Annotated in this window: 20 protein-coding genes; 4 read left to right on the top strand and 16 right to left on the bottom strand. The window is 41.5% G+C overall.

The genetic code is table 11. From position 1 onward, the window contains the following. The first annotated feature begins 97 nt into the window (after positions 1-97). Positions 98-2,866 (top strand): valine--tRNA ligase, encoded by a 2,769-nt coding sequence (locus ABXT41_RS01660; protein WP_415391107.1) that lies wholly within the window; start codon positions 98-100, stop codon positions 2,864-2,866. A 37-nt stretch (positions 2,867-2,903) separates the two neighbouring features. On the opposite strand, the gene lysS is transcribed toward ABXT41_RS01660, so the two are convergent. Beyond that, a complete protein-coding gene (gene lysS, locus ABXT41_RS01655; RefSeq protein ID WP_415391106.1) occupies positions 2,904-4,415 on the bottom strand; it encodes a lysine--tRNA ligase in 1,512 nt (503 codons plus the stop codon). 72 nt (positions 4,416-4,487) lie between these two features. Further along, a protein-coding gene (gene prfB / locus ABXT41_RS01650) for a peptide chain release factor 2 (protein ID WP_415391105.1) occupies positions 4,488-5,583 on the bottom strand; the annotation gives its coding sequence in 2 pieces (ribosomal slippage) (positions 4,488-5,510 and positions 5,512-5,583; 1,095 coding nt in all). A gap of 229 nt (positions 5,584-5,812) precedes the next feature. On the opposite strand from prfB, the gene ABXT41_RS01645 reads away from it, so the two are divergent. Then, complete coding sequence (locus ABXT41_RS01645) at positions 5,813-7,714, top strand: ATP-binding cassette domain-containing protein (RefSeq protein ID WP_415391104.1); 1,902 nt, start codon at positions 5,813-5,815, stop codon at positions 7,712-7,714. 23 nt (positions 7,715-7,737) lie between these two features. Here the strand turns inward: ABXT41_RS01645 and recJ are convergent, their stop codons facing one another. The 13 genes from recJ to ffh form a co-directional block, all read right to left on the bottom strand. After that, the gene (gene recJ / locus ABXT41_RS01640; RefSeq protein ID WP_415391103.1) at positions 7,738-9,498 is read right to left on the bottom strand and encodes a single-stranded-DNA-specific exonuclease RecJ; all 1,761 of its coding nucleotides are present in this window, start codon (positions 9,496-9,498) and stop codon (positions 7,738-7,740) included. A 90-nt stretch (positions 9,499-9,588) separates the two neighbouring features. Beyond that, positions 9,589-9,855: a hypothetical protein gene (locus ABXT41_RS01635; protein ID WP_415391102.1), complete on the bottom strand. Its 267-nt coding sequence runs from the start codon at positions 9,853-9,855 to the stop codon at positions 9,589-9,591. Positions 9,856-9,965: 110 nt separating this feature from the next. Further along, entirely contained in the window at positions 9,966-10,268 is a 303-nt protein-coding gene (locus ABXT41_RS01630) for a HopJ type III effector protein (RefSeq protein ID WP_415391101.1), read from the bottom strand. Between the two features lie 129 nt (positions 10,269-10,397). Continuing rightward, entirely contained in the window at positions 10,398-11,231 is an 834-nt protein-coding gene (locus ABXT41_RS01625) for a 23S rRNA (adenine(2030)-N(6))-methyltransferase RlmJ (protein ID WP_415391100.1), read from the bottom strand. Between the two features lie 63 nt (positions 11,232-11,294). Further along, complete coding sequence (gene thrC, locus ABXT41_RS01620) at positions 11,295-12,692, bottom strand: threonine synthase (RefSeq protein ID WP_415391099.1); 1,398 nt, start codon at positions 12,690-12,692, stop codon at positions 11,295-11,297. A 73-nt stretch (positions 12,693-12,765) separates the two neighbouring features. After that, a complete protein-coding gene (locus ABXT41_RS01615; RefSeq protein WP_415391098.1) occupies positions 12,766-14,070 on the bottom strand; it encodes a homoserine dehydrogenase in 1,305 nt (434 codons plus the stop codon). Positions 14,071-14,280: 210 nt separating this feature from the next. After that, positions 14,281-15,039: a DsbC family protein gene (locus ABXT41_RS01610; protein ID WP_415391097.1), complete on the bottom strand. Its 759-nt coding sequence runs from the start codon at positions 15,037-15,039 to the stop codon at positions 14,281-14,283. A gap of 37 nt (positions 15,040-15,076) precedes the next feature. Then, positions 15,077-15,982 carry a site-specific tyrosine recombinase XerD gene (gene xerD / locus ABXT41_RS01605; RefSeq protein ID WP_415391096.1) on the bottom strand — a complete coding sequence of 302 codons (906 nt, stop codon included), beginning with the start codon at positions 15,980-15,982 and terminating at the stop codon, positions 15,077-15,079. Positions 15,983-16,160: 178 nt separating this feature from the next. After that, on the bottom strand, positions 16,161-16,517 hold the full coding sequence (gene rplS, locus ABXT41_RS01600; RefSeq protein WP_415391095.1) for a 50S ribosomal protein L19: 357 nt from the start codon (positions 16,515-16,517) through the stop codon (positions 16,161-16,163). Between the two features lie 75 nt (positions 16,518-16,592). Beyond that, positions 16,593-17,357 (bottom strand): tRNA (guanosine(37)-N1)-methyltransferase TrmD, encoded by a 765-nt coding sequence (gene trmD, locus ABXT41_RS01595; protein WP_415391094.1) that lies wholly within the window; start codon positions 17,355-17,357, stop codon positions 16,593-16,595. 52 nt (positions 17,358-17,409) lie between these two features. Next, entirely contained in the window at positions 17,410-17,967 is a 558-nt protein-coding gene (rimM, locus tag ABXT41_RS01590; protein WP_415391432.1) for a ribosome maturation factor RimM, read from the bottom strand. Between the two features lie 24 nt (positions 17,968-17,991). Then, positions 17,992-18,237 carry a 30S ribosomal protein S16 gene (gene rpsP, locus ABXT41_RS01585; RefSeq protein WP_415391093.1) on the bottom strand — a complete coding sequence of 82 codons (246 nt, stop codon included), beginning with the start codon at positions 18,235-18,237 and terminating at the stop codon, positions 17,992-17,994. 179 nt (positions 18,238-18,416) lie between these two features. Continuing rightward, on the bottom strand, positions 18,417-19,808 hold the full coding sequence (gene ffh / locus ABXT41_RS01580; protein ID WP_415391431.1) for a signal recognition particle protein: 1,392 nt from the start codon (positions 19,806-19,808) through the stop codon (positions 18,417-18,419). A 295-nt stretch (positions 19,809-20,103) separates the two neighbouring features. On the opposite strand from ffh, the gene ABXT41_RS01575 reads away from it, so the two are divergent. Together ABXT41_RS01575 and ABXT41_RS01570 are read left to right on the top strand one after the other, a co-directional pair. Continuing rightward, positions 20,104-20,895, top strand: coding sequence for an inner membrane protein YpjD (locus ABXT41_RS01575; RefSeq protein WP_415391092.1), 792 nt, complete (start codon positions 20,104-20,106; stop codon positions 20,893-20,895). A gap of 133 nt (positions 20,896-21,028) precedes the next feature. Next, positions 21,029-22,321 (top strand): HlyC/CorC family transporter, encoded by a 1,293-nt coding sequence (locus ABXT41_RS01570; protein ID WP_415391091.1) that lies wholly within the window; start codon positions 21,029-21,031, stop codon positions 22,319-22,321. 13 nt (positions 22,322-22,334) lie between these two features. Here the strand turns inward: ABXT41_RS01570 and ABXT41_RS01565 are convergent, their stop codons facing one another. Then, a complete protein-coding gene (locus ABXT41_RS01565; RefSeq protein WP_415391090.1) occupies positions 22,335-22,517 on the bottom strand; it encodes a DUF1289 domain-containing protein in 183 nt (60 codons plus the stop codon). Positions 22,518-22,544: the final 27 nt, after the last annotated feature.

Here is a 22,544-nt window from a genome sequence, read left to right as displayed (position 1 = left end):
TTTATAATTTACGCCTTTTACAGATACGGTATTAGTTTCTTCAGCAAGCGAAAATGAAACAAATCACACCATTTTTTTAATAATGAAACGAGCACCCATGGAAAAAACTTACTGTCCTAAAGATATTGAAATCCAGTGGTATCAAATCTGGGAAAAAAATGGTTATTTTAAGCCTTCAGGCCATGGGGCTTCGCCATATTGCATAATGATACCGCCGCCAAACGTCACCGGCAGTCTACACATGGGTCATGGTTTTCAAGAAGCCATCATAGATGCCTTGATACGCTACCAGCGAATGAAGGGTAACGATACTCTTTGGCAGGTTGGCACAGATCACGCTGGAATAGCCACCCAAATGGTAGTGGAACGACTACTCAATAGCGAGGATGTAACTCGCCATGATTTAGGTCGGGAAAAGTTTATTGAGAAAATTTGGGATTGGAAAGAAGAATCAGGCGGGGCAATCACCAAACAACTTCGCCGATTAGGTGCCTCACCAGACTGGTCAAGCGAACGCTTTACTATGGATGACGGTTTTTATAAAGCCGTTCAAGAAGCTTTTATTAGAATGTATGAAGACGATCTCATCTATCGGGGAAAAAGACTCGTAAATTGGGACCCTAAATTACATACCGCTATCTCTGATCTTGAAGTAATTTCCAAAGAAGAAGATGGAAATTTGTGGCACTTTAAATACCCATTATCAGATGGCAGTGGATCTCTAACTGTGGCCACTACTCGTCCAGAAACCATGCTAGGGGATACTGCTGTCGCTGTACACCCCGAGGACCAGCGATACAAAAAACTTATTGGTAAGCATATTACACTGCCTCTCACCAACCGAAAAATTCCAATAATTGCTGATGACTATGTTGACCAAGATTTTGGTACGGGTTGCGTAAAAATTACTCCAGCACACGACTTCAACGACTACGAAATGGGACGGCGTCACAACTTACCCATAATCAATATATTTAACCATGATGCTGAATTAAATGAAAATGTACCCGCTGTATATGTAGGAATGGACAGATTTGCCGCTAGAGAAAAAATTATAACCGACTTAGATAGTCTAGGATTGCTTGATAAAATTGATGCCCACAAACTAAAAATACCTCGTGGCGATCGTTCTGGGGTTGTCATAGAGCCATATCTTACAGATCAGTGGTATGTAAAAACATCTCCTCTAGCAAAAAAAGCGGTTGCTGTAGTTGAAAGCGGTGACATCGAGTTTGTACCAAAACAATATGAAAATATGTACTTTTCTTGGATGCGAGACATTCAAGACTGGTGTATATCTCGTCAACTTTGGTGGGGACATCGTATTCCCGCTTGGTATGACGATAAAGAAAATGTTTATGTTGGCCGGTCTGAACAAGAGGTGCGCAATAAAAATAATCTTAGCGATATAGCACTCACACAAGATAACGATGTTTTAGACACTTGGTTTTCATCGAGTCTATGGACTTTTGGTACTCTTGGCTGGCCAGAGACTACCGAGCTTCTAAAAAAATATCACCCCACAAGCGTCCTGGTAACTGGATTCGATATTATTTTCTTTTGGGTTGCCAGAATGATCATGATGAGTCTCTACTTCATGAATGATGTTCCGTTTAAAACAGTCTTCGTTCATGGCTTAGTGCGTGACAGTCATGGCGAAAAAATGTCTAAATCTAAAGGAAATGTGATTGATCCTATTGATCTGATTGACGGCATTGAATTAGAGCCCTTGGTCGCCAAACGCACATCAGGGATGATGCTACCCCAGCTATGTGAAAAGGTTGACAAGCAAACGCGCAAAGAATTTTCGAATGGCATAGAGGCCTATGGCACAGACGCACTTCGCTTTACCTATTACTCCCTGGCATCAACCGGGCGAGACATTAATTTTGATGTAGGAAGAATTGCAGGTTTTCGTAATTTCTGTAACAAGATATGGAATGCTGCGCGCTATGTGCTAATGAATACAGAGGATCAGGACTGCGGTCAAAATAATCATGATAACTATGAGCTCTCCCTTCCAGATCGATGGATTATTAGTCGCTTACAACAGGCTGAAAGCACAGTTGCAGAGGCAATTGCCGACTACAGGTTTGATCTGGCCTCTCAAGCTATTTATGAATTTATATGGAATGAGTACTGTGATTGGTATCTGGAGCTATCGAAACCTGTTTTATGGGATGATACCTCTAATCCCCGCCTTCAGGTGGGAACTCGTCGTACACTCGTTCGAGTTTTAGAGGCCACCCTTAGAATGACTCATCCATTTATGCCATTTATTACGGAGGAAATTTGGCAACAGATAAAAACTTTAGCAGGGGCTAAAGGCGATACTATTATGCTTCAGTCATACCCTGTTTCAGATAATACGCTCATAGATGATGAAGCTATTATGAACATCGAATGGCTTAAAAATGCTGTTATTGGCATTCGCAATATACGCGGTGAAATGAATATATCTCCAGCTAAGATGCTAACAGTTTATTTGCGCAACGGATCAAAAGAAGACAAATGCCGCTTAGATGAAAACAGGCCTTTCTTGATGAAACTCACGCGCCTAGAGACAATAACATGGCTTTCTCCTGGGGAAACCGTCCCAGCGTCTGTAACAGCACTAGTGGGTGCAATGGAAATTCTTGTACCAATGACTGGATTAATTGACAAAGCAGCAGAAACTATACGACTTGGCAAAGAGCTAGAGAAAATTCAAAAAGAAGCAAAAAATATAAAAGGGAAATTGAACAACGAATCATTCGTCGAAAAGGCTCCTCCAGCAATTGTCGCAAAAGAAAGGGATCGACTGGATGAGCTAGAAGCAACTTCTGCAAAACTTGTACAACAGAAAGAAAATATTGCTAATCTTTGAAAAACCCGTTTTCAGCCTACAAGCGAGTATTTTAAATCTATTCTGGGCGCATATGCGGAAATAATAAAACATCCCGTATCGATGGAGAGTCGGTTAAGAGCATCACTAAACGATCAATACCAATTCCTTCTCCAGCAGTCGGCGGTAACCCGTACTCTAGCGCTCTAATATAATCCGAATCATAGTGCATAGCCTCGTCATCTCCAGCATCTTTTTCGGCTACCTGCTGATGGAACCTTTCTGCTTGATCTTCTGCATCATTGAGCTCAGAAAAACCATTAGCTATCTCTCTTCCACCCACAAAAAATTCAAATCGATCGGTTACAAACGGATTAGTATCACTACGACGCGCAAGAGGCGAAACCTCTGTTGGATATGCTGTAATAAAAGTTGGCTCATCCAGTAAGTGCTCTACAGTTTTTTCAAAAATCTCGATCTGCACCTTACCCAAACCCCAGATATCTTTTAGGGGAATGTCTAAAGCTACTGCTATTTTTCGAGCTTGAACATCATCGTCTAGATCTTCTTTGGAAATATCAGGGTTAAATTTCAAGATAGAGTCAAAAACTGAAATTCTTTGGAATGGTTTAGAGAAGTCATAGATCTTCTCCTGAATCACCTCGCCTTCCTTATTCTTGAGTGTATTGCCAACTTTGGAGCTCCCCAATACTGCAAGAGCTAGTTTACGCAACATATCTTCTGTCATATCCATTAAGTCAATATAGTCTGAATAAGCTTGATAAAATTCAAGCATAGTGAATTCAGGATTGTGACGAGTAGACAGCCCCTCATTACGGAAATTACGATTAATCTCGTATACTCTCTCGAAACCTCCAACTACCAATCTCTTGAGATATAATTCTGGCGCTATACGCAAATACATATCAAGATCTAAAGCATTATGGTGTGTAACAAAAGGACGAGCGGCGGCGCCACCAGGGATCGTTTGAAGCATTGGTGTTTCTACTTCCATAAAATGGTTATCATTCAGATAACAACGGATGAAATTAATCACTTGCGAGCGAATTTTAAACACATCGCGGGATTCAGAATTAACAATCAAATCAACATAACGTTGTCGATACCTCGTCTCTTGGTCTGATAGGCCATGATGTTTATCGGGAAGAGGTCTCAATGATTTTGTTAGCAGAAAATTTTTATCCATGCTAACGTACAAATCACCTTTGCCAGATCTTTGTAGCGCCCCGCTCACACCCACAATATCACCAAGATCCAGGCTTTTGGCGAAAGGGCGCGCTTCCTTGGCCACATAAAGCTGTATCATTCCAGACATATCCTGGATCACCATAAAAGCACCGCGATTCCTAGTCACCCGACCAGCGACACTCACTTGATGCCCTTTGGCCTCAAGAGCTTCCTTGGATTCGCACGCATACCGGTCTTGCAGATCACCAGCTAAATATGTACGCCGAAAATCATTAGGGAAAGAACTAACATTATTGGCGGCAGCCTGTTCACGAATTAGCGCCAATTTAGCCCTTCTTTCGGCAATCAATCTATTCTCATCTTGTGGTGATTCGTTGCTCATATGTTTTCCGGTCGATTCAATTCTGAATTATTATGTCTGCAAAATTTGTATTTTCAATCAAGACCTGTTTATTTACAAACCTGCTTTTAGTGAAGCTTCTATAAATTGGTCTAAGTTTCCATCCAGAACTGAATTGCAGTTACTAGTCTGGACGTTAGTCCTTAAGTCTTTTATTCTTTGGTCGTCTAAAACATAAGAACGGATCTGACTGCCCCATCCGATGTCTGACTTAGAGTCTTCTAATGCTTGGGCGGCCTCGCTTCGTTTAAACATTTCCTGCTCATAGAGTCTTGCTCTAAGCATTTTCCAGCAATTATCTCGATTTTGGTGCTGAGAGCGCTCACTCTGGCACTGAACTACCACCCCTGTCGGTAGGTGTGTCAACCGTACTGCTGAGTCTGTCTTGTTGATATGCTGACCCCCAGCGCCACTGGCTCGATACGTGTCCGTTCTTACATCTGCTGGATTGATATCAATCTCAACATCATCATCTATTTCTGGAGACGCAAAAACAGAACAAAACGAAGTATGCCTGCGATTTCCTGAATCAAACGGAGACTTTCGAACCAATCGATGCACCCCTGTTTCTGTGCGTAGCCACCCAAAAGCATACTCGCCCTCAAAATGTATTGTGGCGCTTTTGATGCCAGCGACTTCCCCAGGAGAAGCCTCTTCCAAGATTGTCGTAAAGCCTTTAGCTTCACCCCAGCGAAGATACATACGCAAAACCATCTCCGCCCAATCTTGAGCTTCAGTTCCACCAGAACCTGACTGAATGTCCAAATAAGCATTATTTTGATCCATTGGACCAGAGAACATTCGACGGAACTCGAGTTTAGCCAGCTGGTCTGACAGGACAACCAGCTCGGACTCTATCGACTGAATGGCGTCAGCATCTTTTTCCTCAAACGCTATTTCTAGAAACTCCCAAGCATCAGAAACACCTAAATCTAATGCATCTATGGTTTTGACTACCAGCTCAAGGGCCGATCGCTCACGGCCAAGATTTTGAGCGCGAGTAGCATCGCTCCAAACATCAGAATCCCCTAACTCTAACTCAACCTCAACAAGACGATCTTTTTTGTTGGTATAGTCAAAGATACCCCCTGAGCGTATCAGTTCTTAACTGAAGATCCTTGAGGGTATTTTTAATAGGATTGATTTCCATTAAATACTGACACCTGAAAATTAGAACAGGAAGCGAATTCTATCGGAATCCTAGCTCCTTCTCTACCTACTTAGGCATTCAAACAAACGACAAGGCTAAAAAATCACCCAATAACAACCTTAGGCACAACTATTCTCATAGATTGCACGTACATTGGCACGAAAATCAAAAACTCTGTTAAAATTCGCGTTTATTAATATCACCAATCACATAAGCATTAGAGTTAATTATGAGTTTAATCCGTCTCGATGATATATCTATTGAATTTGGCGATTTGCCATTACTCAATAATACCAGTTTTTCCGTAGAACCAGGAGAGAGAATCTGCTTAATCGGGAGAAACGGAGCTGGAAAATCGACTTTACTTAAAATTATCAATAGAGAAGTTAAACCTGATTCTGGTGAACTCCACTATAAGCAACACTTACGCATTAGTCAGCTAGAGCAAGCTCTGCCGACAGCTGTTGATCGCAAAGTTTTTGATGTCATTAAGGATGGTCTAGCCGATCAGCAAGCACTAATTGATCAATTTAATCAGCTTGCGGTACAGGCTCTGGATAAGCGAGGACTAAGTGAACTGGAGCAACTACAGGCACAAATTGATGCCGGCGGAGGCTGGCAGATTGATCAGCAAGTTGAGACTATTATTAGCCAGCTAGATCTTCCTGCTAATAAAACACTAGCTGAGCTTTCTGGAGGCTGGCGGCGTCGGGTTGCTCTAGGCAAAGCGCTGGTTTCCAGCCCGGATCTATTACTGCTAGACGAGCCAACCAACCATTTAGATATTAGTACAATTGAATGGCTGGAGCATAAAGTGAGGGGATACCAAGGCAGCGTCATCTTTATTACTCATGATCGAAATTTTCTACAGAAGCTAGCAACGCGCATCGTGGAAATAGAGCTTGGCCGACTGATCAGCTGGCCTGGGACCTTTAATAATTACTTGCTTCTCAAAGAAAAAGCAATAGAGCATGAGCAGACTCGTAATGCTCTATTTGACAAACGTTTAGCAGAAGAAGAGGTTTGGATCCGTCAAGGTATTAAAGCTAGGCGCACACGAAATGAGGGGCGTGTACGCGCACTGCTAACAATGCGAGAAGAGCGTATGCAAAGATCTAGCCGCCAAGGGAAAGCTAAAATTAGTGTCGAAACATCAGATCAATCTGGTCGAAAGGTAGTTGAGGCACGTAGTCTTTGTCATGGGTATAACGGTGAGATCCTCATGGATAATATCAATATCAAGATACGGCGAGGCGATCGGATAGGTCTGATTGGCAATAATGGCGTAGGGAAATCTACTCTACTTAAAATTCTTTTAGGACAAATAATTCCTGACAAAGGCTCCGTGAAGCTAGGCACCAACCTAGAAATAGGTTATTTCGATCAAATACATCGAGAGCTAGATACCGAGAAAACTATTGCCGAAAATGTAGGTAACGGCAAAGAATACATAAAAATTAACGGCAAAGAGCGTCATATTATAGGCTATTTGCGTAACTTCTTGTTCTCCCCCAAACGCGCCATGACTCCAGTAAAAGCACTCTCTGGAGGCGAACGCAATCGAGTTCTTCTGGCTAAGCTGTTCACGCAACCCAGCAATCTGCTAATACTAGATGAACCAACAAATGACCTTGATATAGAAATGCTTGAGGTGCTTGAAGAACAACTGGTAGAGTACGAAGGAACGCTGATTATTGTTAGTCATGACCGTAAATTTCTTGATAACGTTGTCACAAGCGTATTAGTTTTTGAAGAAGAAGGACAAATCCAAGAATATCTAGGAGGCTATAGTGACTGGGAAAATCACGGCAAAGTGCTAAAAATTGCTGACAATGAAAATACTAAAACAAAGCTCGATGATAATCCCAGCAACTCAACCAGCATCAATGCAAAAAAAATAATGCCAACCAAGCTAAGTTACAAGCTACAGCGTGAACTTGACATGCTACCGACGCTTATCGAAAAACTAGAAGAAGAGATAGCTGCCATACAGAAGCAAACTACCACACCGGAATTTTACCTTAAGCCATTCATAGAAACACAATCTGTATTGGATGGCATGGCAAAAAAACAAGGGGCTCTATATGCTGCCTCAGAACGATGGCTCGAACTTGAAGTTGGTAAAAACTAAGCATTGAGCTCAATCAAGTATAATTACAAAATGAAAGATTCGACTATTAACTGCAATGATTCTCTTCCTTGCCAAAAATTAATGTCCATCTTGTAAACGATCTGCACTTTTTCTTTTTTTTCGTCAGGCCAGCTATTCATATCTACATTAAATGCGATGGCATCAATTAGCTGACGTTGATTGCTGTCTACTGATAGTAGCAGCTTAAGGTGTTTTTCACCCACAATACGCTGACTAGCAATATAGAATGTTCCTTGAAATAACGGCTCTGGAAATTGTTGCCCCCAGGGGCCAGATTCTCTTATTAGGAGCCCATTCTGTAGATTCAATTCTTCCGGTGTTAGCTCACCGTCTACGAATATTTCAGCCTCTAGATCAGAAGGCGTCAATTGGCGCCTAACTTCTAGATCAAAGGCCTCAGAAAAGGTACTATAATCTTTCGCTTTAATACTCAAACCTGCTGCCATCGCATGCCCTCCAAACTTGCTTACTAGCCCTGGATGCTTTGTTGCTACTGCCTCTAAAGCATCACGAATATGCAATCCAAGAATTGAACGCGCAGATCCCTTATATTCTTTTGTATCATCATTCCCGCCGGCATCAGCAAAAATAATGACTGGACGATGCACGCGATCTTTAATTCTAGATGCAAGCAGGCCGATCACTCCTTGGTGCCAATTGCTGTCAAATAAGCATAGTCCCCAGGGTAGTGTCTTCTGGTCTATTTCGAGATGATTGAGAATTGCAACCCCCTCTTCCTGCATGCCTGCTTCAATCTTTCTTCTCTCAAGATTAAGCTGATCAAGCTGCAGCGCATACTCTGTTGCGGTACTAGGGTCATTTTCTAGGAGACATGCAATGCCAATACTCATGTCATCTAGCCGGCCAGCGGCATTCAGTCGTGGCCCTACGATAAAGCCTAAGTCAGTAGCAACTAACTTTTTGGGGTCTTTGTCTGCCAAAGCTAATAATGCCTGCAACCCCGGCCTCGATCTCCCAGAACGTATACGTAACAACCCCTGATGCACTAGTATTCTGTTGGTGTGGTCAAGAGGAACAACGTCCGCTACAGTCCCAAGTGCAACTAAGTCAAGCCACTCTGCCATATTTGGAGGAACAATATCATTGCCCTCGAACCAGCCAGTCTCACGCAACCTTCTTCTCAGGGCACTTAACAGGTAAAACACTACTCCAACGCCAGCAAGATTTTTGCATGGAAAATCGCAGCCATGTTGATTTGGATTTAAGATGGCATCTGCAGCTGGCAACTGAGGTCCTGGCAAATGATGGTCAGTTATCAGTATCTTGATCTCGGCCTCCTTCGCTGCAATGACACCTTCAATGCTAGATATGCCATTATCTACTGTAATGATAAGGTCGGGATTTCGTTGCTTTGCTATATCAACAATCTCAGGAGTCAAGCCATAACCAAACTCAAAACGATTAGGAACGATGAAATCTACATATTTCATTCCCATAGCACGAAGAGCCAACATAGCAAGCGCCGTACTGGTGGCCCCATCAGTATCGAAATCACCCACTATTAATACGCGCTGCTGCTGCTCTAGCGCCTCCTCCAGAAGCCCTATGCTTTCTTCTAGCCCTTTCAGGCTGTTGGGTAGAAATAAACCTGCTAGAGAGCGATCTAACTCTTCTTCTCTGAAAATCTGACGACCTAAATATATTTTTCTCAGCAAGCTGGGCAATTTGTTGTCAAAATGGCCAAGCTCTAGATCTACTTGACGATGCCTGATATTTGGTTTTATGCGCGCAGGTTGTATCAATACTTCCCCTCACAAAACATTTTATTTAACTTCAATCGACTATAAGAATTTATAGTTTTTAGTAGCAAGCCTAGCCAACCAAGCGACTGATCATTCATAAACACAGGTAGATTTCAGATCAGCAACTACCCCTTTAATCCAAACTCTATCTTCTTCTCCAAGATGTTTTCTCTTCGAGATACCAAATTGACGGATCGGTTGTATTATTTTAGAAACCATTTTCCTTATTTCCTCAAGTTCGGCATCCTGATACATAAGGATAGAGAAGTTTTCTAATTCGTTCTGCGTATAACTGTCATCCAGTACTTTCAGCAAAGAACTTAAAAGATGCTTGCGCGCCTCATTTCTTATATCCATAATTTTTATCTTTTGTTAATTTTAAGTCTATAAAGCAATGCAGGATCTATTTTGTTAACAAAAAAAACCTATTTCAAAATTAAGGCTTCAGCCTCAAATTTAACCCCTACTCATCCATATTGCATAAAATTTCTTATATTTTGATGGGTGTCTGCGAAAGGGGTTTCCAGCACACCTTTTCGATAAAAATCACCAAAACATTGCAGTACTTGATTTTCAGTCAGTCCACTAAGATGGCCAAATGCGAATATCTTACAAGAGCTACTATTCTCCCCTTTATTATTCACAGCCTCGCCATTTGAAAACGCAGTTTCTTTGAAGTGGTAATATGTATCGATAATAGAAATAGTATCATGAAAGAATATCTTATCTGGGGAACTCTTTAATAACTGAAAATACGCATCTAAGTTCATCTAATCTCACCTGAGTAGAGGCTTGTCAACACTCTTTTTTCTTAAGTTGTCAAATTATGGAGATTTATCATATTTTTTTAAACTAATCACAAAAATATAGGTCATGAATTATAGCCAGAGACATTCTCTCTATTCAGCCACCAGAACGTCACATCTAAAAAGAGCGTTGTCCGCAGTACTCAATGATTTTGATAGCCTTGGTAAAATTGTAGCCATTTTCCCAAAAAGCCGCCATGGCGGGTTGATCACGAACATACCAGAAGAAGTCATGCCTCTTGTATCAGAATCTTGATCAATGCCAACCTCAAAGCGCTGAATATTGTTAATTCCACTTTTAATAAATTTCTTTTCCAGTCGATCAATTTTGTCTCTGCTCACCACTGGGTACCAAACTACATAAATTCCCGTTGAGAATTTTTTATAAGCCTTGCTAGTGATTTCGTAAACCCTCTCATAATCAACTTTAACTTCGTATGAAGGGTCAATCAAAATCAGTCCTCTACGCGAAATAGGTGGCAGTAAAGCTAGCAACCCGGAAAAGCCATCTTGATCATATATTCTTACACGACGATCATGCGCTATATTGGCCTCCAGTAGTTGAAAATCCCTTGGGTGAAGCTCATAGAGCCAAGCCTTATCTTGTGCCCTCAAAAAATACTGAGCAATCAATGGCGACCCCGGATAAAGAGTCGCCGATGGAAAGTTATTGCAAGCATCAATGACTTCAAAGTATTTAGAAAGTTCTGGCCAATCCTTTCTGTGAATCTTATCGATTCCCTGGATGTGCTCCTCTAATTTTGTCGCATGACTTGAGTTGAGGTTAAACAAGCCAGCTCCCGCATGTGTGTCAACATAATCAAAAGATTTATCTTTTTTAGTCAGGTAATCAAATATTTCAACGAGAACAATATGTTTCAGCACATCGGCAAAATTTCCAGCATGATATGAGTGCCTATAGCTCAACAAAACAAAATCCTATCTTGCTTGAAGGGATGCTCACAAAGGGAAAATAACTGTCTTTAACAATCAACGGATGTTATCAGCAATGAATTGTTGCACTACCTCTATATTATTAGGCTGCACAGAATAACTTTCTTTCCTGTCAAATAAATCTGCCATATATCGAGGCAATTCAGGTTCATTAGAGAATCCCGCTTTACGTATCGATTCAGGAAATTTTGCAGGGTGGGCTGTAGAAAGACAGACTACGGGAATATCTTGCCGATAAAGTGTTTTACGTGCTGCTTCAACACCAATAGCGGTATGGGGGTCCAAAAGGTACCCAGTGGCTTCCCAAAAGTGAGTCATCACCTGAGTCATGGTTTTATCATCCAACCGATAGCTTGTAAATACTGCTCGAGCCTTAGTTAATGCTAGATCGCTTAAGATTAATTTGCCCGTTGTTTTAAAATTCAACATTAAGTTGTTAATAGCCCCGCCATCTTGATCATAAAGATCGAACAGCATTCGTTCAAAGTTGCTAGACACCATGATATCCATAGATGGTGAAAGGCTTTGCACTAAAGTCTCAAGGCTATGGTCATTATTACTAATACATCGGTGCAAAATATCATTAGCATTTGTAGCAATAACTAGCCGATCTATCGGTAGACCCATTTTTTTTGCCAGATAACCTGCAAAGATATCTCCAAAATTTCCAGTGGGAACTGAAAATGATACAGCGCGGTGAGGAGCGTCTAATGCCAAACCTGCATAAAAATAATACACAATCTGGGCCATAATTCTTACCCAGTTAATCGAATTAACTGCTACAAGTTGGCGATCAGGTGGCAGAAATGATTGATCTCCGAAGCTACTCTTTACCATATTCTGGCAATCGTCAAAATTTCCCTCTAGGGCTAGATTGAAAACATTTTTCTGAAGAACTGTCGTCATTTGTCTGCGTTGTACTTCAGAGACCCTATTGTGAGGATGTAAAATAAAGATATCTACATTATCACTATGGCGACATCCTTCAATTGCTGCTGAACCAGTATCACCAGAAGTGGCACCCATAATAACTACACGTTGATCCTTTTTTTTCAAAACATAATCCAGCAGATTGCCGAGAAATTGCAAAGCAAAGTCCTTAAACGCTAGAGTGGGACCATGAAATAACTCAAGAATAAACTCGTTATGGGCAGTCTGTACGAGAGGGGCGATAGCATCGTGACGAAAAGTACTATAAGTTTTTTGAATCAACTCTCTTAATTCATCGTCTGGGACTTCTCCATCCACAAACGGTGACATTACCTTGAAGGCCAGCTCCTGATAAGATAAAGAAGCCCACGAAGCGATTTCTTCTTTGGAGAACTGAGGAATTTTTTCTGGCACATACAAACCCCCGTCACTCGCAAGGCCTGCCAACATTGCATCCTCAAATGATAATGCGGGGGATTGCCCACGCGTACTAATATATTTCAAGATAACCACCTACCTGACTGACCTTCGCTTACTATCTTTAATTTAGCTGCTTGCCGAGATGCTTTACAGTTGCTCAAATCAATGACTCAACCCTTATCCTGACGACATCACCCGCTATCACTTCTAGAGCCTGGATTTTTTCCACAGCCTTATCTAGATATTTCTCCAGAGTGCTATTAGTCAGAAGAATCAATTGAGCGTGATCCTTGCCTGCTGCAGGCTCTTTTTGAATCACAGCCTCAATACTTATATTTTCTTCACTCAAAGCCTTGGTGATTTGAGTCAGCACCCCCGGAACATCTAGAGCAGTAATCCTCATATAACTGGCAGTTTCTATCTCACTAATAGGCAGCACATTGATTTGCCTCAACTGATCCGACTGAAAGCCATAATGTGGGGTACGCTGCTCTGGTCCAGCCCCCAATGTTCGAGCAATATCACAAATATCAGCAATTACTGCAGAAGCAGTTGCCTCGGCACCAGCTCCAGAGCCATAGTACATGCTAGGCCCAACTGCATTACCTTTGACTAATACTGCATTCATAACTCCATCTACATTAGCTATTAAACGCTTCTCAGGTATTAATGCTGGGTGGACACGTAATTCGATTGCGTCGTTTCTTTTTCTAGTCACGCCTAGGTGTTTAATTCGATATCCAAGCTGCTCGGCATATACGACGTCTTGGGGTTCAATTTTGGCAATTCCTTCAGTAAAAATCTTATCAAACTGTAAAGGGCACCCAAATGCCAAGGAGGCTAAAATAGCTAGTTTATGTGCTGCGTCGATACCCTCAACATCAAAGGTAGGGTCAGCTTCAGCATAACCAAGTTTTTGAGCTTCTTGCAAAACATCCATAAACTCACGATTCTTATCTCTAATTTCAGTCAAAATGAAATTAGAAGTTCCATTAATTATTCCTACAATCCATTCAATATCATTAGCAATCAACCCCTCTCGAATAGCTTTCACGATCGGAATACCTCCAGCTACTGCGGCTTCAAATGCAACGGTAACGCCTTTCTCTACAGCGGCGGCAAAAATTTCATTACCAGACTCAGCGATTAAAGCCTTGTTGGCAGTAACGACATGCTTCCCGTTAGCAATAGCTCTTAACACCAAATCCCTGGCAACTGTAGTTCCACCAATAAGCTCTACTAAAATATCAACATCAGGGTTATCTGCCACAGAGAATATGTCTCGAGAGATGTCTATTCCTGTTAAATCACAATCCGCGTTATCACGTCTGGCTCCAACCTGGCACACAACAATCTCACGACCCACACGAGCGCTAATCTCTTTGAGATTTCGACTTAGCACATTAATTGTGCCGCTTCCTACAGTACCTAAACCACAAATACCGATATTTACAGAATTCAATGTATTCGCCCTGATTTTAAAGTTAGTTTTTACGCCTAAAATAAAAAATAATCATCACAAGCATAGGTTCAATATAACGCTTTAACCTCTACATGAAAAACTAAGGGCTTGCGCCCAACAAGAGGTTCGCAACCATAATAGTCGGCAATGTAACTGTCAATGGTAGTGGCAAAGTTTAAGCACAAACTACTGAACCACCAATCCCCTAGGTTACTCAATCCCCATGACTACCAATAGCTCTTTAGCCGGACGGTAGCCCATCAATAGCGTTCCATCCCCCAAAAGCATCGTAGGTGTGCCTGTAATACCTATTTCTTGACCGAGATCATATTGATCAGCAATAGGATTTTCGTTACAAATATTCTCAGGGATAGTTTCACGATTCTTTAAAGCTGACAATGCTTGTTTTTTATCACTAGCGCACCAAGCAGAAGTCATTTTCTTATATGAGTCAGAACCAATACCCGCTCTCGGGAAGGCCAGATACCTGACCTCTACGCCCCGCGCAGAAAGGTCAGACAAGGTTTCATTATGAAATTTTCGACAAAAATGGCAATCCACATCAGTAAAAACATAAAGGATTGCTTTAGTCTTGCCTGTTAATGAAGGAAATATGATCACATCATCCAAGGGAATAACATCCATTTTATTTTTACGCATCTCTGTAATATGTTGAGCTACAACAGGTACAAACTCTCCGGGCCGAGCATGGTACATCTCTCCCGCTATTGCATATTCTCCTGCTTCTCCGACATAAAGAAACTGTGTAGTATTAACTCTAATCAGATAAAGGCCTTGAATTTGTGTCTTTTCTACATTTCCAAAGTTTAAATCTGGGCGAGATGCTTTAAGTGTATCTGTAATTTTTTTAGCAACCTCCACAGACACACCTTCGGCAGCTACTGGTATAGCAAAACATAGTAGGCAAAATGCCACCAAAATATAGGATCTTATTGTTAACAAATTCATATTTTCTTCACCATAAATATTTATTTTTTTGTGCAGTCTAGCCCCTAGGGTGATGCTCGGCATGCAACGCTTTCATGCGACTATTAGCTACATGAGTATAGATTTGGGTGGTCGAAAGATCACTATGCCCCAACAATAATTGAACCACTCTGAGATCAGCACCATGGTTTAATAAATGAGTTGCAAAAGCATGGCGGAGTGTATGTGGTGAAATAGGCTTTTCTATTCCTGCATCTTTAGCATGCCGCTTCAATCGATGCCAAAACGTTTGTCGTGTCATCTGTTGAGCTCTAGTGCTAACAAATAGAACATCACTTTGAACCTGATTTAACAACATGGGTCTTGAACACTTAAGATACCTGTCCAGCCAACTCATTGCTTCTTCCCCTAAAGGCACAAGTCTTTCTTTGCTGCCTTTACCAAATACCCTGACAACTCCTTGACGTAAATTTATCTCATGTAACCTTAAGCTTATCAGCTCTGTTATCCTCAACCCAGAAGCATAAAGAACTTCTAGCATAGTTCTGTCGCGTAACCCCAAAATATCTTCAACATTTGGAGTGGCTAGTAATATTTCGATATCATCTTCAGACAAGCTCTTAGGAAGTGGGCGCCCTAATTTTGGATTACCCACTAACGCTGTAGGGTCTATTTGTATCTTTTTTTCTCGTAAAAAGTGGCGATAAAATCCGCGCAAACATGACAATTGCCTTGCTGTGGTTCTTGCAGATAAGCCTTGCTCAAAGCGATGCGATAGAAATATTTGTAAGTTTTGGCGCACAACTGCTAGCAGTTTGATGCCTTGAGGATCGAGCCATTTAGCAAAGCTCCTCAAATCACGACCATAAGATTCCAGACTATTTCGACTTAACCCTTTTTCCATCCATATGGAATCAAGGTAGCTATCAATAAGAAGCTGATTGGCATTGCTAATAACAGTCATATTTTATTCTAAATACCCGAAACTTCAGCACTGAGCACAATAGTACATATTACAACCTATAGTGCTCAAGAGGCTACTCCGTCAACTGATATCTCAATAATTTTATTCAACAAAAAAGGCGCTAGCAAATAGCACCTTTCTTTTTGAGCCAACCTTGCTCACGAGAGCTAAGTTATATTTAGCCTAATTTTTCTTTAATACGCGCCTTACGACCTGACAGTTCACGTAGGTAATATAACTTAGCTTGTCGCACATCCCCACGACGAGAGACAGCTATACTTTCAACCTGCGGACTATAGGTTTGAAAAGTACGCTCCACGCCAATACCGTTTGATATCTTACGCACAGTAAAGGCAGAATTGAGGGCACGATTGCGTTTAGCAATCACAACACCTTCAAAAGCCTGAAGGCGCTCACGCGTACCTTCGATAACCTTCACCTGCACCACAACAGTATCACCAGGTGAAAATTGCGGGAGTTCTTTACCCATCTGTTCCGCTTCGATTGCTGCTATAATTGAATTTTTACCGCTCATGGTTTGCTCCTCAGCTTTTATAATTTGGTGCTATTCACCTTTTTTTGAGTAGCGTCGAACAGAGAGGAAAGCAACCTACTTGCTTTCGTCAGTCGACTCTTCTGAAACACTATGTTTAGCTAGACTATCAAGTATTTCTTGTTGCTCTTCATTAAGCGTCATACCTTCTAACAAGTCTGGTCGTCTCTGCCAAGTTCGTTTTAGTGACTCTCTTAGCCGCCATTGCTTAATATCTTTATGGTTTCCTGACAATAATACATCCGGAACTTTCAAATTTTCGTAACATTCAGGTCTCGTGTAGTGAGGGTGATCCAGTAAACCCTCTGAGAATGAATCCTGCTGTGCAGACTCTTCATGACCTAGGGCTCCAGGAAGCTGACGCACTATTGTATCCATTATCACCATAGCAGCCAACTCTCCACCGCTAAGCACGTAGTCACCAATAGACCATTCTTCATCAACTTCTAGCTCAATCAACCTCTCGTCTACACCTTCATATCGTCCAGCGATCAATATAAGATTCTGATCGACAACCAATGACTTTGCACCCTCTTGGTCTAACACCCTTCCTTGAGGAGATAAGTAAATAACCTTAGCTTCACCTCCTATCCACTCTCGTGCTTCTCTGATTGATTGACGCAATGGCCCAACCATAAAAACCATTCCGGGGCCGCCACCATATGGCCTATGGTCTACCGTCTGATGGCGATCAACAGTATGCGTTCTGGGGTTGAACGTCTCAACATCAACAAGACCAAGTTTAACAGCGCGGCCACTTACACCATAATTAAGTACCGCATCAAACATTTCAGGAAATAGCGTGACCAAAGCTATCTTCATTGCCGCGCCCCCATGACTTATTTGATGACTCCAGCGTTCTACTTAAGTGCTTTTAAAATTCAGCATCCCAGTCCACTTCAATCTTTTTAGAAATAAGATTTACAGTCAAAACAACCTGCTTCGTGTAAGGGATCAGCCTCTCTTTAAAGTCCAAGCTATCGATATCACCTTTTACCTCAAGCACGTCATTTGCACCGGTTTCCATTAAACCGGCCACAACACCGAGATCAATTCCGTCTTGAATTGAGATAACTCTCAATCCTTCAAGTTGATGCCAATAATACTCATTTGAATCTAATTCCGGAAACTCTGATCGCTCTACTGCAATATTTTTTTGGCATAACTCTTGTCGAGCAATATCTCTATCATCAAAATCTAATATTTGAACAATCAAATTTTGACTTGCCACCTTGTACTGGACAACTTGAATCTCTTTCCAGCCTTGATCTGTTTGTAGCCACCAAGGCTTATAGTCAAAAATATTTTCTGGTTCATCAGTATATGGATGAATTTTAACCCATCCTTTAACGCCATGAATAGTTGTGATTCGCGCCACCACCACAAGATCTGGCGGGCTAGATGGCCCTGAAACAACAGATATCCGGCTCACTTCAGTCAAAAAGTCTTATCAGCATCAGGCTGCAGCAGATTCTTTTATCAAGCGAGAAACGCGATCACTCATACCTGCACCGAGTCCAACCCAGTGCTGAACTCGATCAGCGTCTACGCGGAGACGCTCTTCCTGTCCTCGTGCCACAGGATTAAAGAATCCAATTCTTTCTATATACTTACTATCACGCGCCCGACGACTGTCAGTAACATGAATATGATAAAAAGGGCGTTTTTTGGAGCCCCCACGAGCTAAACGAATTGTTACCATGAAGCTTCTCTTTTTATTAACTATTTCAACTTACCGGCCATGAATTGCATTATTAAAATATAATCAAATGCAATGCAAAAACCGAGGATATTCAAAGGCGCGAAATTATAACCAAAAGATCTCAGCGAGTACAGTTTTAGCTTAACCTGCGAAAAATAAACAGATCTATCAAGCTGTTATCAGAAAGGACTTTTTCCGCTCCCCCCCGGAAAAATACCTCCTCCAGGCGAGGGCATACCTCCAGACATTCCCTGCATCATTCGCTGCAACCCTTTACCTTTCATTTTTTTCATCATCATCCCCATCTGCTTGTGCTGCTTTAACAAACGGTTTAGGTCTTGAAGCGTTGTACCGGAACCTTGAGTAATTCGGCGTTTACGAGAACCATTTAAAATTTCTGGCTTACTACGCTCCAGAGAGGTCATTGAATCAATAATAAATTCCATTCGAGAGAAATTTTCTGCCATATCTGGTTTTGTGGGCATTTGCGGCATATTTCCCAGCCCAGGCAATTTCTCCATCATTCCCGATAGTCCACCCATATTTTTCATTTGCTGCAACTGATCCTTTAAATCATTTAAATCAAATCTTTTGCCCTGTGAAACTTTCTTTGCTAGCTGCTCTGCTTTTTTATGATCAACCTTCTGCTCAACCTCTTCGATCAGCGACATAACATCGCCCATTCCGAGTATGCGAGATGCTATTCGCTCTGGATAAAAAGGCTCTAGTGCGTCTGTTTTTTCTCCAGTCCCTAAAAATTTGATTGGTTTTCCTGTCACCTGCCGGACAGAAAGCGCCGCGCCGCCACGAGCATCTCCATCTATTTTGGTAAGAATAATCCCAGTTAAAGGCAAAGCATCGCTAAAGGCTTTGGCGGTAACAACTGCATCCTGTCCAATCATAGCGTCAACGACAAATAGTGTTTCTACTGGATTAACTGCTGCATGTATGCACTGAATTTCATCCATCAAATCACTATCAACGTGAAGACGTCCGGCTGTATCAATTAGCAGGACATCCATAAACTTTATCTTGGCAGATTTAAGGGCGCCCGAAACAATATCGACAGGGTTTTGCGAGGGCTCGCTGGGATAGAAATCAATACCGACTTCATTCGCTAATACCTCTAGCTGCTTTATTGCGGCCGGCCGATAAATATCGGCACTTACAACCATCACTTTTTTCTTTTTCTGCTCGACGAAAAATTTTGCCAGTTTTGCAACAGAAGTAGTTTTACCAGCCCCTTGTAAACCGGCCACCAAAACAACAGCTGGGGCTTGGGCAGCAAGATTCAGCTCCTCGTTGCTATCGCCCATCACATGCTCTAGCTCAGCTTGAACAATTTTTAAGAGCTGCTGACTCGGGGTAAGGCTCTTAGCGACATCTTGCCCTAGAGCGCGCTGTTTGACGGCTTCAACAAAGTTTTTTACTACTGGTAAAGCAACATCTGCCTCAAGAAGGGCCATTCGAACTTCTTTTAACGTAGCCTGAATATTTTCTTCAGTAAGATTTGCTTTGCCGGAAATTTTTTTAAAGGAGCTAGCTAAGCGATTGCTAAGATTCTCAAAAATTGCCATAGTCAGTTTTCCATCATAGGGTTAATCAATTGGGTTCTTTTTTATCATATCTTAAATATTTTTACGTATAGCCTCGATAAACCTTATCTAAATTTTTGTAATTTATATTGCCATTCAGTTTCTTGGGCCAAGTTCCTGCAAAATGTATTCAGAGTTTTTTCTACTAGTCCTCAGGGTCTTTTTTTTAAAACTAACAGGCGTGCGCCAGTCCTTTTCGCTGAACCATATCTATGGCACACTTTGATATTATTGTAACACCGACATAAATAACAAAAGAACAAAACATACTATGTTTACCGCTACCGCTTCAATTGCACTTTATCTGATCTCAAGCTTTTATCTGGCTTTACAGCTTAGCAAGGGCGGAGCACAAAGAACTACTGTTTTCTTCTTAATCGCAACTTTAGCTATAGCTGCCAATGGCTACGCAAGCTTCCAATGGCTTATCACTGATCAAGGAATAAACTTTGGCCTACTCCCGATGACAACTGTCATTGCGTTTACAGTTAATTTCATTGTGCTAGGTAGTCGCCATCGAAAACAGCTCCAAAATTTGTTTTTGGTTTTATTTCCCCTAAGCGCGCTAATAATTTTTTTGGCTATGACGGCCAAGGATGCTGAAATAACCTCTTCTGAAGTTTCAATCCAGATGGGCTTTCATGTCTTGACTTCAATTTTATCATACAGTTTACTGACCCTTGCCGCCTTTCAGGCATTATTTTTATCTCTTCAAGAATGGAGATTGCGCCATAAGCATTTTGGAATTTTTTCACAAATTTTTCCGTCCATTCAGACAATGGAGTCTCTCTTATTTGAAGCACTCTGGGTTGGTTTTGGCTTATTGACGCTATCGCTAGCAACAGGTTTGATATTTTTTGAAGATTTCTTTGCACAGCATCTTGCTCATAAAACATTTTTCTCGATTTTTTCTTGGATATTTTTTGCTATTTTGCTTTGGGGTAGGCACACACAAGGCTGGAGAGGAAAAACTGCCGTACGCTGGACGCTGTCTGGATTCATCACCTTAGCTGTTGCTTACTGGGGCACCAAATTCGTTTTAGAGGTACTGCTTTCCAGCTAACTAATTAATACAGTTTATAAAAATAAACGTCTCAATCATCAATAACATTATTGATATATCCATAGAATGCTTGCCAATCTGCGCAAAAATCTTCAACATACATCCTCTATAAGAAAAAAAGGTTCCACATTCTTTGAACGACGCTCCCATAGGGTTGCTATTTTCTATTCTCGGCGGCCTGTTAATACTATCAGCATTTTTTTCTAGCTCAGAAACCGCGATGATGTCTCTCAACCGGTATCGGTTGGATCATCTCAAAAAAAATCATCGTGGAGCCCGGAAAGCCCACAAACTCTTAATGCGCCCAGATAGGTTGATTGGGATCATTTTAATCGGTAACAATCTTACCCATATCCTTTGCTCAGCAATTGCAACGGTCATAGCGATTCGACTCTATGGCGATGCTGGTATATTTTTCGGCACACTACTGTTGACATTGGTAGTGCTCATATTTGCCGAAGTCACCCCAAAAACGGTGGCAGCGCTACATCCAGAAGGTATCGCTTTTTTCTCTAGCCACATACTTAGACCACTCCTAATAGTATTTTATCCTTTTGTATGGCTGGTAAATCAACTTTCGAATGGACTATTAAGGATTTTTGGAATTAATCCAGACAAAAGTCGAGATGATAGCCTAAGCAAAGATGAACTTCGGACTGTGGTGGGGATATCAAGCGAAAAAACACCAGAGCATGAAAATATGCTCATTAATATCTTGGACCTGGAGGAGATAACCGTCAATGACATCATGGTGCCTCGTAATGAAATTGTGGGACTAAATCTAGATGATGATACGGGAATTCTTTTAGATATCATCATCAATTGTGGTTATACGCGTGTGCCAATTTATAGAGGAGATATCAATCATATTGAGGGTTTTCTTCATATGAAAAACGTTTCTAGATTACTGCGTGCTGGAGGCGAAGGATTTACTCAAAAAGCCCTTAAGCGGTTTGCCCGTGAACCCTATTTCGTTCCAAAAAATACCCCCCTGAACAAGCAGTTGCTGAACTTCAGGCTTGATCGACGACGAATCGGCCTGGTGGTAGACGAATATGGTGAAATTGAGGGTCTTGTGACGCTAGAAGACATCCTGGAAGAGATTGTGGGAAACTTTACCACCAATAAGGCCGAAGATGAAAAATTGGGTATAGTTAAACTCAAGCACAACATCTTTGAAATCGACGGATCAGAAACCATTAGGGATATAAATAAAAGAGCCAACTGGGATCTGCCTACAGGTGGTCCAAAAACTTTGAGTGGCGTGGTTTTAGAGCATCTTGAAAACATTCCGGATGGCAACGTTTCTTTGGAGCTTGAGAGCTATCGTATCGAAACAATAGAGTTAAGCGACAAGAGTGTGTCCAAGCTCCAGGTTAAGAAGCTATTAATAAAAAATAAGCACGAAACAGACAATGAAAGCTAGGGCTATCTGTCGCTCAAGCAAAGGGATTATTTTTTTGAGAACGCTGAAAAGCGTTTTCTATTACCTTAAGACGATCTCGGTCCTCCATTAACATCCATTCTCTAATTTCTCGTGATGTACGATAGCAGCCCACACAAATATCTTCTTCGCTCATAGCGCAGACTGAGACACAAGGCGACGGAACAATGTTAGCCATTTTGAAACCAATAAATAAATAAATGAA

The sequence above is a fragment of the Porticoccus sp. Uisw_050_02 genome, from assembly GCF_047729555.1.
GTDB lineage: Bacteria > Pseudomonadota > Gammaproteobacteria > Pseudomonadales > Porticoccaceae > Porticoccus.
This window is presented reverse-complemented; position numbering and strand designations above follow the sequence as displayed.